This window comes from Pseudomonas sp. 58 R 3 (genome assembly GCF_900006605.1).
In the GTDB taxonomy this organism is placed as follows: Bacteria; Pseudomonadota; Gammaproteobacteria; order Pseudomonadales; family Pseudomonadaceae; genus Aquipseudomonas; species Aquipseudomonas salomonii.
Map to the genome: position 1 here is coordinate 91,479 of NZ_CVTT01000085.1, position 14,059 is coordinate 105,537.

Annotated in this window: 14 protein-coding genes; 8 read left to right on the forward strand and 6 right to left on the reverse strand. The window is 61.8% G+C overall.

The features are described from left to right. Positions 1-3 precede the first annotated feature (3 nt). Together choX and BFP92_RS28120 are read left to right on the forward strand one after the other, a co-directional pair. The gene (choX, locus tag BFP92_RS28115; protein ID WP_065932002.1) at positions 4-918 is read left to right on the forward strand and encodes a choline ABC transporter substrate-binding protein; all 915 of its coding nucleotides are present in this window, start codon (positions 4-6) and stop codon (positions 916-918) included. A gap of 98 nt (positions 919-1,016) precedes the next feature. Next, entirely contained in the window at positions 1,017-2,585 is a 1,569-nt protein-coding gene (locus BFP92_RS28120) for a SulP family inorganic anion transporter (protein ID WP_065932087.1), read from the forward strand. A 114-nt stretch (positions 2,586-2,699) separates the two neighbouring features. Here the strand turns inward: BFP92_RS28120 and aroE are convergent, their stop codons facing one another. Beyond that, positions 2,700-3,518 (reverse strand): shikimate dehydrogenase, encoded by an 819-nt coding sequence (gene aroE / locus BFP92_RS28125; protein WP_065932003.1) that lies wholly within the window; start codon positions 3,516-3,518, stop codon positions 2,700-2,702. Next, positions 3,518-4,450: an oxygen-dependent coproporphyrinogen oxidase gene (gene hemF, locus BFP92_RS28130; protein ID WP_065932004.1), complete on the reverse strand. Its 933-nt coding sequence runs from the start codon at positions 4,448-4,450 to the stop codon at positions 3,518-3,520. The genes aroE and hemF overlap by 1 nt, the downstream gene beginning before the upstream one ends. A 186-nt stretch (positions 4,451-4,636) precedes the next feature. Between hemF and BFP92_RS28135 the strand changes: the two genes are divergently transcribed. Next, on the forward strand, positions 4,637-5,614 hold the full coding sequence (locus BFP92_RS28135) for an NADPH:quinone reductase (protein ID WP_065932005.1): 978 nt from the start codon (positions 4,637-4,639) through the stop codon (positions 5,612-5,614). Positions 5,615-5,744: 130 nt separating this feature from the next. On the opposite strand, the gene BFP92_RS28140 is transcribed toward BFP92_RS28135, so the two are convergent. The 3 genes from BFP92_RS28140 to BFP92_RS28150 all read right to left on the reverse strand — a co-directional run bounded on the left by BFP92_RS28140 (position 5,745) and on the right by BFP92_RS28150 (position 8,295). Next, the gene (locus BFP92_RS28140) at positions 5,745-6,302 is read right to left on the reverse strand and encodes an L-threonylcarbamoyladenylate synthase type 1 TsaC (protein WP_056860965.1); all 558 of its coding nucleotides are present in this window, start codon (positions 6,300-6,302) and stop codon (positions 5,745-5,747) included. 58 nt (positions 6,303-6,360) lie between these two features. Continuing rightward, complete coding sequence (dprA, locus tag BFP92_RS28145; RefSeq protein WP_065932006.1) at positions 6,361-7,464, reverse strand: DNA-processing protein DprA; 1,104 nt, start codon at positions 7,462-7,464, stop codon at positions 6,361-6,363. A 63-nt stretch (positions 7,465-7,527) separates the two neighbouring features. Continuing rightward, entirely contained in the window at positions 7,528-8,295 is a 768-nt protein-coding gene (locus tag BFP92_RS28150) for a peptidoglycan-binding protein (protein WP_065932007.1), read from the reverse strand. 135 nt (positions 8,296-8,430) lie between these two features. Between BFP92_RS28150 and def the strand changes: the two genes are divergently transcribed. From def to BFP92_RS28175, 5 genes are all read left to right on the forward strand, one after another. Beyond that, entirely contained in the window at positions 8,431-8,937 is a 507-nt protein-coding gene (gene def, locus BFP92_RS28155) for a peptide deformylase (RefSeq protein ID WP_065932008.1), read from the forward strand. A gap of 69 nt (positions 8,938-9,006) precedes the next feature. Then, the gene (gene fmt / locus BFP92_RS28160) at positions 9,007-9,960 is read left to right on the forward strand and encodes a methionyl-tRNA formyltransferase (RefSeq protein ID WP_065932009.1); all 954 of its coding nucleotides are present in this window, start codon (positions 9,007-9,009) and stop codon (positions 9,958-9,960) included. Then, the gene (gene rsmB / locus BFP92_RS28165; RefSeq protein ID WP_065932010.1) at positions 9,957-11,267 is read left to right on the forward strand and encodes a 16S rRNA (cytosine(967)-C(5))-methyltransferase RsmB; all 1,311 of its coding nucleotides are present in this window, start codon (positions 9,957-9,959) and stop codon (positions 11,265-11,267) included. Before fmt ends, rsmB begins: the two co-directional genes overlap by 4 nt. Before the next feature lie 21 nt (positions 11,268-11,288). Continuing rightward, the gene (gene trkA, locus BFP92_RS28170; RefSeq protein WP_056860960.1) at positions 11,289-12,662 is read left to right on the forward strand and encodes a Trk system potassium transporter TrkA; all 1,374 of its coding nucleotides are present in this window, start codon (positions 11,289-11,291) and stop codon (positions 12,660-12,662) included. Positions 12,663-12,701: 39 nt separating this feature from the next. Continuing rightward, entirely contained in the window at positions 12,702-13,013 is a 312-nt protein-coding gene (locus BFP92_RS28175) for a tetratricopeptide repeat protein (RefSeq protein ID WP_065932011.1), read from the forward strand. 150 nt (positions 13,014-13,163) lie between these two features. On the opposite strand, the gene BFP92_RS28180 is transcribed toward BFP92_RS28175, so the two are convergent. Beyond that, entirely contained in the window at positions 13,164-14,051 is an 888-nt protein-coding gene (locus BFP92_RS28180) for a lysophospholipid acyltransferase (RefSeq protein ID WP_065932012.1), read from the reverse strand. Positions 14,052-14,059: the final 8 nt, after the last annotated feature.

Sequence of the window (14,059 nt, forward strand, 5' to 3'; positions counted from 1 at the left end):
GCCATGCAAAAGTTGACGGTAGTGCTGGGCATTTTGGCGTTGAGCAGCGCCAATGTGTATGCGGACACGAGTTGTGACACGGTGAAGATGGCCGATCCGGGCTGGAGCGACATTGCCGCGACCAATGCCATCACCGGCTTTTTGCTGACGGGCATGGGCTACAAGGCCAAGGTCGACACCCTGGCAGTGCCGATCACGTTTGGCGGGCTCAAGGATGGCCAGGTGGATGTGTTCCTGGGCAACTGGATGCCGGCGCAGCAGGGTTTCTACGACAAGTTCGTGGCCAATGGCGATGTGGTGCAACTGGCGAAAAACCTCGATGGCACCGAGTTCACCCTCGCCGTGCCGGACTATGTGTGGGACGCCGGTGTGCATGATTTTGCCGACCTGAACAAATTTGCCGACAAGTTCGACAAGAAGATCTACGGCATCGGCTCCGGCGCACCGGCGAACATTTCGCTGCAGGAGATCATCAAGAAGAACGACTTCGACCTGGGCCAGTGGAAGCTGATCGAGTCGAGCGAGCAGGCGATGCTGGCCGAAGTGTCGCGGGCGGTAAAAAAACAGAAGTTCGTGACCTTCCTCGGCTGGACGCCACACCCGATGAACGTGCAGTTGAAAATGCATTACCTCAAAGGCGGCGAGAAATATTTTGGTGACACCGGCAGCGTGTATACCTTGACCCGCAAAGGTTATGCACAGGCCTGCCCGAACGTAGGAAAGTTGCTGACTAACCTGAGTTTTACCCAGGAGATGGAGAACAGCATCATGGCCCAAGTGGTGAACAACAAGGTCAGCAACGCCGAGGCGGCGAAGGCGTGGATCAAGGCTAACCCGGCGGTGTTGGACAAGTGGCTCGACGGGGTAAAAACCGTGGATGGCAAGGATGCGCTGGCCGCAGTAAAAGCCAAACTCTAAGGTCTGATGCAATCCGAATGTGGGAGCGGGCTTGCTCGCTCCCACAGGGACCAATGTGTACTGATATTCTGGCTCAAACCTTCCAACCCGAGCTCACGATGCCCCGGCCCAACCGCCACACTCTCTTCCCCTTCCTCGCCTGGCTGCCGCGCCAAACCCGCGCCAGCGTCGGCCGGGATGCGATTGTCGGGCTCAGCGGCGCTGTGCTCGCCTTGCCGCAGTCGATTGCCTACGCGCTGATCGCCGGGCTCCCACCCGAATACGGCCTGTATGCCGCCATCATCCCAGTGTTGATCGCCTGCCTGTGGGGTTCCTCCTGGCACCTGATCTGCGGGCCGACAGCGGCGATCTCCATCGTCCTGTACGCCAGCGTCAGTCCGCTGGCCGTGCCTGGCTCGCAGGACTACATCACGTTGATCCTGTTGCTTACATTCCTGGCCGGTGTTTTCCAGTGGTTGCTGGGCATGCTGCGCTTCGGCGCGCTGGTGAATTTCGTCTCGCATTCGGTCGTGCTGGGTTTCACTCTGGGCGCCGCCGTGGTGATTGCCTTGGGGCAGTTGCCCAACTTGCTGGGGCTGGATTTACCCAGTCAGGCCACGGCGATCAATAGCTTGCTGGCACTGGTGGACCATGCCGGGGAATGGGACCACGCCTCACTGGCGCTGGGCCTGGGCACCTTGCTGGTGGGCGCGCTGCTCAAATACCGGGCCCCGCGTTGGCCGACGCTGTTGATCGCCCTGGCGCTGGGCAGCCTGGTGGCGTGGCTGTGGCCGGCGATGTTCGGGCATGTGGCGCGGGTGAGTTCGTTTATCGGCAAACTGCCGCCGTTCAGCCCGCTGCCGATGGACCTGGACATGCTCCTGCGCCTGCTGCCCAGCGCCGTGGCGGTGGGCATGCTCGGGCTGGTCACCAGCCTGTCGATTGCGCGCTCGTTGTCGGCGCGTTCGCAGCAATTGCTCGACGCCAATCAGGAAGTTCGTGCGCAGGGTTTATCCAACATCGTCGGTGGCTTTTTCTCCGGGTACTTGTCGGCCGGTTCCTTTACCCGCTCCGGCCTCAGCTATGAAGCGGGCGCCTGCTCGCCGCTGGCGGGCGTGTTTTCCGCGCTCTGGGTGGCAGTGTTTGCGTTATTTGGCGCGGCGTTGATCGCGCACATCCCGATCCCCAGCATGGCCGCAAGCATCCTGCTGATTTGCTGGGGCCTGGTGGATCATCGTGGCATTCGCGCGCTGTTCCGCGTCAGCCGCGCCGAGTTTGTGGTGATGAGCCTGACGTGCGTCGCGACCTTGCTGCTGGAGCTGCAAACGGCGATTTACGCGGGGGTGTTGGCGTCGTTGTTTTTCTACCTCAAGCGCACTTCGCAGCCGCGGGTTCAGCAATGGCGTGACGGTGATGAGGACGTGTTGCGGGTGGGCGGCTCAATCTTTTTCGGCGCCAGCCATTACCTGCAAGTGCGGTTGCAAAGTTTGCAGGGCGAGCGGGTGGTGATCGAGGCGCAGCAGATCAACTTTATCGACTATTCCGGGGTGGAGATGCTGCATCAGGAGGCGCGGCGGTTGGTGGGTTTGGGGCGTAGCCTGACGTTGCGCCGGGCCAGGCCGCAGGTCGTGGAAGAATTAAAGAAATTGGAAGGGGCCGACAACTGCCCCATCCATTTCGAAGACTGAATGCGGTTAAAACTGTGGGAGCTGGCTTGCTCGCGAATGCGGTGGCTCAGTTAAGTAATAATTGACTGACACACCGCTTTCGCGAGCAAGCCCGCTCCCACATTTAGATTTGTGTCAGGCCAGTTGTCTACGCAACTCAGCCAACACCGGTGCCGACTCCGGGCGCACGCCGCGCCACAGGAAAAAGGCTTCTGCGGCCTGCTCCACCAACATGCCCAAACCGTCCATCGCCACCGCCGCGCCTTGCTCGGTAGCCCAGCGACAGAACGCGGTCGGCTCCTTGGCGTACATCATGTCGTAGCAAAAGGTCTTGCCCGGTTCGATCAGGCTGCCCGCTATTGGCGGTACATCGCCTGACAGGCTGGCGGACGTGGCATTGATGATCACGTCCACCGGCTCACGCAGCCAATCGAAACCGCTGGCCGACACCGGTCCCAAATCGTCGAACAACTCGGCAAGCAGTTCGGCTTTTTCCACGGTGCGGTTGGCGATGATCAGCGACGCAGGCTGCTCAGCCAGCAATGGCTCCAACGCCCCGCGTACCGCACCACCGGCGCCCAGCAGCAGGATGCGCTTGCCTTGCAGGCTCAGCCCGGCATTCACCGTGAGGTCGCGCACCAGGCCGGCGCCGTCGGTGTTGTCGCCCAGCAAGGTGCCGTCGCCCAACTTGCTCAAGGTGTTCACAGCGCCTGCGCGCTGGGCGCGTTCGGTCAAGCTGTTGGCCAGGCGGTAGGCGTCTTCCTTGAACGGCACGGTGACGTTGGCGCCACGGCCTTGTGCAAAGAACTCACGGGCACAGCCGGTGAAATCCTCCAGCGGCGCGAGCAAGGTGCTGTAGTCCAGTTGCTCGCCGGTCTGCTCGGCGAACATACGGTGAATCAACGGCGATTTGCTGTGGCCGATGGGGTTGCCGAACACCACATAACGGTCCATCAAACAGCCGCCTTGGGCGCAGCAAGGCCCAGCCAGTCGCGGTCTTGCAGGTAGTAATCGGTGAGGCGCGCTTCTTCGCTGCCGGCTTCGGCTTTCCAGTCGTAGCTCCAGCGTACTTGCGGCGGCAGCGACATCAGGATCGACTCGGTACGCCCGCCCGATTGCAGGCCGAACAGGGTGCCACGGTCGTAGACCAGGTTGAATTCTACGTAGCGGCCGCGACGAAATTCCTGGAACTGGCGCTGCTGCTCGGAGTAAGCCATGGCCTTGCGGCGCTGCACGATCGGCAGGTAGGCGTCGATGTAGGCATCGCCGATGGCGCGGATGAAGGCGAAGCTGGTGTCGAAGCCCCACTCGTTCAAATCATCGAAGAACAAGCCGCCGATGCCGCGCGGTTCATTGCGGTGCTTGATATGGAAGTAGGTGTCGCACCAGGCCTTGTAGCGCGAGTACACGTCTGGGCCAAACGGCGCACAGGCCTGCTCGGCCACGCGGTGCCAGTGGATGCAGTCTTCTTCATTGCCGTAGTAGGGCGTGAGGTCGAAGCCGCCACCGAACCACCACACCGGCTCTTCGCCGTCTTTTTCGGCGATGAAAAAACGCACGTTGGCGTGGGACGTTGGCACGTGCGGGTTGTGCGGGTGGATCACCAGCGACACGCCGAGGGCTTCAAAGCCACGACCGGCCAGCTCCGGACGATGCGCGCTGGCGGACGGCGGCAAGCCGCTGCCGAATACGTGGGAAAAGTTGACGCCGCCTTTTTCGATCACCGAACCGTTTTCGATCACACGGGTGCGACCGCCGCCGCCGGCAGGCCGGGTCCAGGCGTCTTCGATAAAGCGAGTGTCCGTCTCGAAGGTTTCCAGGGCGCTGCAAATGCGGTCTTGCAGGTCGAGCAGGTAGGCCTTTACAGCCTCGGTGCGGGTAGTCATGGCATCACCTTGAATCGGGCAAAGCTACGCGAGGCCATCGGGCGTCGGCGGCAAATGGGCGCACAGGATACCACTGCGCTTACTTCCCTCTGCCATCCCTCTGCACTTAGGTGCGCCGCAGTTGACGAAGATCAAGGTTAGGAGTGGGATAGGGGGCTACGCGATTCGACCTCAGGAGAAGTGCAGATGGCCAAACGTATCCAGTTCAGCGCCCATGGCGGCCCCGAAGTACTTGAGTATGTGGACTATACCCCGGCAGAACCTGGACCCCAGCAGGTGCGTGTGCGTAACGAGGCCATCGGCCTGAACTTCATCGACACCTATTTCCGCAGTGGCCTGTATGCGCCGCCCGCGCTGCCATCGGGCCTTGGCGCAGAAGGCGCTGGCGTGGTGGATGCGGTTGGCAGCGAGGTCACTCAGTTCAAGGTCGGCGACCGCGTGGCCTACGGCAGTGGCCCACTGGGCGCGTACAGCGAGCTGCACGTGCTGCCTGCCGCCAACCTGGTGCACCTGCCGGACGGCATCAGCTTTGAGCAAGCCGCCGGCGCAATGCTCAAGGGCCTGACCGTGCAGTACCTGCTGCGACAGACCTACGAGTTGAAGGGTGGCGAAACCATTCTGTTCCACGCCGCTGCCGGTGGTGTGGGCTCCCTGGCCTGCCAATGGGCCAAGGCCCTGGGTGTGAAGCTGATCGGCACCGTGAGTTCGCCGGAAAAAGCCGCACTGGCCAAGTCCCTTGGCGCCTGGGAAACCATCGACTACAGCAAGGAAAACGTCGCACAGCGCGTACTGGAATTGACCGACGGCAAAAAAGTGCCGGTGGTGTACGACGGCGTCGGCAAAGACACCTGGCTGACCTCACTGGACAGCGTGGCGCCGCGTGGTTTGGTGGTGAGTTTCGGCAATGCGTCAGGCGCGGTGGATGGCGTGAACCTGGGGATTCTGGCGGCGAAGGGCTCGCTGTATGTCACTCGGCCCACCTTGGCGACCTACGCCAGTAACCCGAAAGACTTGCAGGCGATGGCTGATGATCTGTTCGCGATGATCAAGAGCGGCAAGGTGCGTATTGATATCAACCAGCGGTTTGCGCTGGCGGATGCGGCGAAGGCGCAGACGGAGTTGTCGGGGCGCAGGACGACCGGGTCGACCATTCTTCTGCCGTAAGGCGATCTATCTCTGGAGTCAGTGATGGCCTCTTCGCGAGCAAGCCCGCTCCCACCTTTGACCCAGTTCCAAATTTGGAATGCGATCAAAGGTGGGAGCGGGCTTGCTCGCGAATGCAGGCGCCTCGGTCTCAAGAAGGCCGCACCACCTCACCCGTCGCCAAATCACGAATCAGGCTCGGGTTCTTGCGCCCACCCAGGGCACCACCCAGCACCAAATCCACTTGGCCACGGAAATACTGCTCCACACGAAGCCGCGTGCGCGCCGCCGGGCGACCTTGCGGGTTGGCTGAGGTAGAGATCAACGGCCCCACCTGCGCGCATAAATCCCTCACCAACGGATGATCGCTGACCCGCAGCGCCACGGTGTCATGCACACCGGTCACCCATTCCGGCAGCATGCCCTGATGCGGCACCAGCCAGGTGTTCGGCCCCGGCCAGGTACTGGCCATGCGGTCGATCCAGGTGTCCGGGAAGTCTTCGAATAGAAAATCGAACTGACGGATATTGTCCGCCACCAGAATCAGCCCCTTGTCGACCGAGCGATTCTTGATCGCCAGCAGCCGGTCTACCGCGTCTTCATTCCACGGGTCGCAGCCCAGGCCCCAGACCGCTTCGGTCGGATAGGCAATCACCGCGCCTGCGCGAATTTCTCGTGCGGCTTCCAGCACACGCCACCTGTTGACCATTGCTCACTCTCCGGACTAAAGCTCTGCGCAGTTTACCGATGTTCTTTGCAAAAACTAATTACATAAGCGGGCCGCGCGCAAGCCAGCGCCCGCTTTCGCAGATCACCAGGCCCTCAAGTTCAAGCTCGGTAAGCGCCGCCAGTGTGTGGGCCAAAGGCCGCCCGCTGGCAACCGCCAAAGCCTCGCTGGTGAGGGGCGCCGCGTGCAACAGCGCCACCAACGGATGGGTGACCGGCATCGGCGCCGGGCAGGACAACGCCTGCCAGCCGCGCAAGCCGTCCAGGATGTGCTCGATGGACTCCACCAGCGTCGCGCCATCGCGAATCAACTGATGGCAGCCCTTGGCGCCCGGATGATGAATGGAGCCCGGAATCGCATACACCTCACGCCCTTGCTCGGCCGCAAGCTTGGCAGTGATCAGCGAACCGCTGGCCATGCTGGCTTCCACCACCAGCACCCCCAGCGACAGGCCGCTGATGATCCGGTTGCGTCGTGGGAAGTTGGCGGCCTGGGGCGCAGCCTCCAGCGGAAACTCGGAAACCACCGCGCTGCCTTGGTCAATCATCGCCGCTGCGAGCTGGCGGTGGCGTTGTGGATAAAAATTTTCGAGCCCGGTGCCGAGCACGCCGATTGTCTGCCCCCCGACATCTAATGCCGCTTGGTGCGCAGCACCGTCGATGCCCAAGGCCAAGCCACTGGTGATGACAAAACCGGCGCTCGCCAGGCTGCGCGAAAAGGCGGCGGCAGTGTCCATCCCGGGACGCGATGCACGGCGACTGCCAACCATGGCCAACTGCGGTTTTTCGAGGATTTTCGGCTCGCCGGCGACGAATAACAACGGCGGTGCATCGTCGATCTGCGCCAGCAACGCAGGGTACTCAGGCTGGTCCCACATCAGCAAATGCTGGGCCGGGCGCTCCAACCATGCGAGCGCAGCACTGGCGCCATCGCGGATTTCAGGGCTGCGCCTGGCATCGGCGCTAACGGCTGGCAACCCAAGGGAACGCCAGGCACTCGCCGGTGCACTGATGGCCCTGGAGGCAGAACCAAATGCCTCGATCAATACACGAAAACGCTTGGGGCCCAGTTCCGGCAGCCTGTGCAAGCGTAGTCGGGCTTCCAGTTCTGCAGGGGAAATTTCAGGGTTGTTTGTCGGATACATTTGATCGTCCTTGATCTGAACAAGCTGTGGATAACTCTGTTGGTAACTTATTTAGCAGGCTATTTATTGCGTTTGTCGGGCAGTCTCGAATCGATCCATCACCGCCAGCGAACGAGAGGCTCTGAGCACCAGGCCATAACTGAGTTTTTCGTAGGTGCGAAACACCAGCAACGTGCCGGCATCTTCATCGGGGAGTTGGGTCGGGGCGCCAGTGAGGCTGTCGCGTACGCTCACGCCGGTCTTGATTACCGTGAGCAGGTGCCCTTCGGCCAGACCGTCACGACGGCCTTTGTTCAAGGTCACGGCATCCAATACGCCGATCTGGGTAACCCCCTTGGGAATATCGATAATGTGCCCTTCGATGAAAGGCGCAGGCGCCCGGTTGGCCGATTCGACGACGGGCTCGGCACGCAGCAAGCGGTCGCCCGGGCGCACTTCCTGGGTGACCCGTTGCACAGCCAGGGTGCTGAGGTCGCCCGCCAATACAAAGCGTGCGCTGCCGATGGCGTCGGCATTGATGCCCAGCAGCTCCCGGGTTTGCGGGTCGGTGTAGGTTTTGCCGCGACGAAAGATCCCATAGTCCGGCTGGGTCGGGTCGAGGTCACCGCGGGCATACACGCGCTCACCGTTGGCGCCCAGGACTCTTCCTGCGTCGGCGGCAACAATGTAAGGCGCGTTGTCCAGGTCCTGGGGCGTATCGAAAATGCGGTTGTGCGACAAAAAGTGGCGGATAGCCTGTTGCGTGGCCTGTTCCAGGCGCGGGCCGGGCTGGGGAACCAGGGCCATGGCGAGCGGCGCCCACAACAGCAAGACGAGTAGCGATTTCCTCATGGGGTCAATCTCCTTTATTATGTGCGTTCGCGTGAAATGCCACAGCCTTCGCGGCTTTCGAGCCTTTCACACCGGCGGTCTGGGTCCATCCCAACGCCGATTTGCCTCTACCTCACATGTGCAGCAATTACGCTTATGGCTATTTTGAACATCCTCGAATTTCCCGACTCGCGCCTGCGCACGATCGCCAAACCGGTGGCCGTAGTGGACGACAAGGTTCGTCAGTTGGTCGATGACATGTTTGAAACAATGTATGAAGCCCCGGGCATTGGCCTCGCCGCCACCCAGGTCAACGTGCATCAGCGTGTCGTGGTCATGGACCTGTCGGAAGATCGCAGCGAGCCGCGGGTGTTTATCAACCCCGAGTTCGAACCGCTGACCGAAGATATGGGCGAATACCAGGAAGGCTGCCTGTCGGTGCCGGAGTTCTACGAGAACGTCGAACGCCCGCTGCGCGTGAAGATCAAGGCCCTGGACCGTGACGGCAAGCCCTACGAACTGATCGCCGAAGGCCTGCTGGCAGTGTGCATCCAGCATGAATGCGACCACCTCAACGGCAAGCTGTTTGTTGATTACCTGTCCACGCTTAAACGCGACCGGATCAAGAAGAAGCTGGAAAAAAAGCATCGCCAGCAAGCTTGATGCCCTTCTTCCAAAGGCTTGCTGCGGCAAGCCTTTTTCTTTTGTGACTGTTTTTTACCGAGAACTCCCATGACCGAGCCACTGCGCATTGTTTTTGCCGGCACTCCCGAATTTGCTGCCGAACACCTCAAGGCGCTGCTTGCCAGCCCTTATGACATCGTGGCGGTGTACACCCAGCCGGATCGCCCGGCCGGTCGCGGGCAAAAACTGATGCCAAGCCCGGTCAAGCAGCTGGCGCTTGAGCACAATATCTGTGTGCTGCAACCGCCAACCCTGCGCAACGCCGATGCCCAGGCGGAACTGGCGGCGTTGAAGCCGGATTTGCTGGTGGTGGTGGCTTACGGTTTGATCCTGCCCCAGGCCGTGCTGGATATTCCGCGCCTGGGCTGCATCAACAGCCACGCGTCGTTGCTGCCACGCTGGCGCGGTGCGGCGCCGATCCAGCGCGCCGTGCAAGCCGGTGACCTTGAAAGCGGCGTGACCGTGATGCGCATGGAGGCGGGTCTGGATACCGGCCCGATGCTGCTCAAGGTTGCCACGCCGATCACGGGCGAAGACACCGGCGGCAGCCTGCACGACCGCTTGGCCGAGCTTGGCCCACCTGCCGTTATCCAGGCCATCGCTGGCCTGGCGGCCGGTACGCTGGAAGGCGAAGTGCAGGACGACAGCCTCGCCACCTACGCGCACAAATTGAACAAAGACGAAGCCCGCATCGACTGGAGCCGCCCGGCCGTGGAGCTGGAGCGCCTGGTGCGCGCCTTCAACCCGTGGCCGATCTGCCACAGCACCCTCAATGGCGAAGCCTTGAAAGTGTTGGCCGCCACCTTGGCGGATGGCAAAGGTGCTCCGGGTGAAATCATCGGCGCCAGCAAGGACGGCCTGTTGGTCGCCTGCGGTGAACAGGCGCTGTGCCTGACCCGCCTGCAATTGCCCGGCGGCAAGGCACTGAACTTCGGCGACCTGTTCAATAGCCGTCGTGAGAAATTTGCCTTGGGCACGGTTCTCGGGGCGGTCGCTCAATGAACCCGCGTCTGGCCGCCGCCAAGGCGCTTGCTGCTGTACTCAACGGCAAGGCTTCGCTGAACAGTTCGCTGCCTACGCAAATGGACAAGGTTGAAGACCGTGATCGCGGTTTCACCCAGGACCTGGCCTTTGGCACCGCCCGCTGGCAGCCGCGCTTGTCGGCGCTGGCGGCCAAGCTGCTGCAAAAGCCATTCAAAGCGGCTGATGCCGATGTAGAAGCGCTGCTGCTGGTGGGCCTCTATCAGTTGCTCTACACCCGCGTGCCCGCGCATGCCGCCATCGGGGAAACCGTCGGTTGCGCCGACAAGCTGAAAAAACCGTGGGCCAAGGCCTTGCTCAATGCCGTACTGCGCCGTGCCCAGCGTGAAAGCGAAGCGCTGCTGGCCGAGCTGGAACACGACCCGGTGGTGCGCACGGCTCACCCGCGCTGGCTGCAAAAATCCCTGAAAGCCTTCTGGCCTGAGCAATGGGAAGCCATTTGCGCCGCCAACAATGCGCACCCGCCGATGATTTTGCGGGTCAACCGTCGCCATCACAGCCGTGATGCCTACCTGCAATTGCTGGCCGATGCCGGCATCAGTGCCACGCCGTGTGTGTACAGCGTCGACGGCATTGTGCTGGAAACCGCCACCGACGTGCGCAGCCTGCCAGGCTTTGCCGAGGGCTGGATCAGCGTGCAGGACGAAGCCGCACAACTGGCCGCCGACCTGCTCGACCTGGCCCCCGGCCAACGCGTGCTGGACGCCTGCTGCGCGCCGGGCGGTAAGACGTGTCACATTCTGGAAGTCGAAAAAGACCTTGCCGGTGTAGTCGCCGTCGACCTGGAGGCCAAGCGCCTGGTGCGTGTGCGTGAAAACCTCGCGCGCCTGGGCCTGAGCGCTGAGCTGATCGCCGCCGACGGCCGCGACACCGCCACCTGGTGGGACGGCAAACCGTTCCAGCGCATCCTGCTCGACGCGCCATGTTCCGCCACGGGCGTGATCCGCCGTCATCCGGATATCAAGCTCACCCGCCAACCCGACGACATCGCCGCCCTGGCCGTGCTGCAAGGCGAATTGCTCGACGCCCTGTGGCCGACCCTGGAAGTCGGCGGCATCCTGCTCTACGCCACGTGCTCCACGCTGCCGACAGAAAACACCGAGGTGATCCAAGCCTTCCTCGCCCGTACCAGTGGCGCGCGGGAACTGGACCTCGCCACGACGGCCGGTATCAAGCAGCCCCACGGCCGCCAGTTGCTCGTGCAGGAAGGCGGACACGATGGCTTCTACTACGCCAAACTGATCAAGATTGCTGCCGCGCGCAGCTAATGGGTTTAAGGGAGTGACCGGATGAAGATCATCATCCTTGGTGCAGGGCAGGTCGGCGGCACGCTGGCCGAACATTTGGCCAGCGAAGCCAATGACATCACCGTGGTCGATACCGACAGCGAGCGCCTGCGCAACCTGGGCGACCGCCTGGACATCCGCACCGTGCAAGGCCGTGCGTCATTCCCGACCGTGCTGCGCCAGGCCGGTGCCGACGATGCCGATATGCTGGTGGCGGTGACCAACAGTGACGAGACCAACATGGTCGCCTGCCAGGTCGCCCATACCCTGTTCCATACACCCACCAAGATCGCCCGCGTGCGCGAAGCCGCCTACCTGACCCGTGCCGGCCTGTTCGACAACGATGCGATTCCGGTGGACGTGCTGATCAGCCCCGAACAGGTGGTGACCCATTACATCAAGCGCCTGATCGAAATTCCCGGCGCCTTGCAGGTCATCGACTTTGCCGAAGGCAAGGCGCAACTGGTGGCGGTGAAGGCGTATTACGGCGGGCCGCTGGTGGGCCAACAACTGCGTCAACTGCGTGAACACATGCCGAATGTGGAAACCCGCGTGGCGGCGATTTTCCGTCGCGACCGGCCGATCCTGCCCCAGGGCGATACAGTGATCGAAGCCGACGACGAAGTGTTTTTCATCGCAGCCAAAGCGAATATTCGTGCGGTGATGAGCGAAATGCGTCGGCTCGATGAGAGCTACAAACGCATCGTCATCGCTGGCGGCGGGCAGATCGGCGAGCGCCTGGCCGAGGCCATCGAAAGCCGTTACCAGGTGAAGATCATCGAGATGAACCCGGCACGTTGCCGGCATTTATCCGACACCCTCGACAGCACCGTGGTCCTGCAAGGCAGCGCCTCGGACCGCGACCTGCTGATGGAAGAAAACATCGCCGACGCCGATATCTTCCTGGCCCTGACCAACGATGACGAGGCCAACATCATGTCCTCGTTGCTGGCCAAGCGGCTGGGGGCGAAGAAGGTGATGACCATCATCAACAACCCGGCCTATGTCGACCTGATCCAGGGCGGCGATATCGACATCGCCATCAGCCCGCAACTGGCCACCATCGGCACCTTGCTGGCCCACGTGCGCCGTGGCGATATCGTCAGCGTGCACTCCCTGCGCCGGGGCGCGGCGGAAGCCATCGAGGCGATTGCCCATGGTGATTCGAAGTCGAGCAAGGTGATCGGCAAGGCCATCCGCGATATCGGCCTGCCGCCGGGCACCACCATTGGTGCGATTATTCGTGATGAAGAAGTGATCATCGCCCATGACGATACGGTGATCGCCACGGGTGACCATGTGATTTTGTTCCTTGTGGATAAAAAGCATATTCGCGATGTGGAGAAGCTGTTTCACGTGGGGCTGAGCTTTTTCTAGGCAGCCACAACAGCCTTCTTTCACTCAAGGTGACAATAAATGCTCGAATCCCTGGAAAAAATGCTCGCCAAGGGTGTGGATAATTCATTGCTGCGCTTTGGCTTGGGCAAGGGTTATCTGGACTTGAAGGACAACGCCAAGGCGGCCGAGCATTTGCAGAAATGCGTCGAGTTCGACCCGAAGTATTCGGCGGCGTGGAAGCTGTTGGGCAAGGCTCAGCAAGGGCAGGGTGATAACGCTGCAGCACGGTTAGCGTGGGAAAAGGGCATAGAAGCAGCCCTGGCACATGGCGACAAACAGGCCGAAAAAGAGATGACGGTGTTCCTGAAGAAACTCGACCGCCTGGCCTGAATTGATCCCTGTGGGAGTTGGCTTGCCTTATGATCGTTCCCACGCTCTGCGTGGGAATGCAGCCCTGGGCGCTCTGCGCCTGCCCTTAAAACCGTGACGCGGAGCGTCACAGGCGGCGTTCCCACGCGGAGCGTGGGAACGATCACGTGGTCAGTACCAGCGATCTTCACCCGGCGGGCGTTTCTTGAAGCGCTTCATGCTCCACATGTACTGGCTCGGGTAGGCGCCGACATAACGCTCCACCACCTTGCTCATCGCCGCGCAGGACGTGGCGGTGTCGGTGCTGTACATATCTTCCGGGGCCGCTTCCAGAATCACTTTGTAACCCGAACCGTCCGGCAGCCGCAGCGCATGCAGGAACACGCCGACGGCTTTATGGCCCGCCAGCATATTCGGCACAAACTTGCTGGTCAGCGCCTGGGTGGCGAAGAACGGCACGAAGATCCCGGCAGATTCCGCCGGCTCAGGGTCCGCGGGAATGCCCACCTGGCCGCCTTTGCGCACTTCCTTGATCACGCTGAGGATGCCTTCCTTGGTGGAAGCCGCCACGCGGTTACCCAGTTGCACGCGCTGCTTTTGCAGCAACTCATCCACCGCCTTGAGCTTGGGCGGACGGTAGAAAATGATCGGTTTGCACTGGTTGCAATAGAAGTGGTTCAACACCTCCCAGTTGCCCAGGTGGCTGGTGATGCCGACCACGCCTTTGCCTGAGGCCAATGCCTCATGCAGCACTTGGAGGCCTTCGACTTCGCGCACCAGGTCGATGGAACGCTGAGCCGGCCAGATCCAGGCGCAGGCGCTTTCGGTCAGCGATTTGCCGATGTCCATCAGGCTCTGGCCCACCAGACGCTCGCGGGCGGCCGGGTCCATGTCCGGGAAGCATTTGGAGAGGTTGATCCGCACCGTGTCGCGGGAGCGGTTGGGGGTTTTCCACATGATCCAGCCAATCGCCGTGCCGACGGCCTGGACAGCGCGCCAGGGCAGCAGGGCAAACAACCGAAGAGCGCCTACCAGCAAGGCGCCTTTAAACTTTTCCACAGGTCACT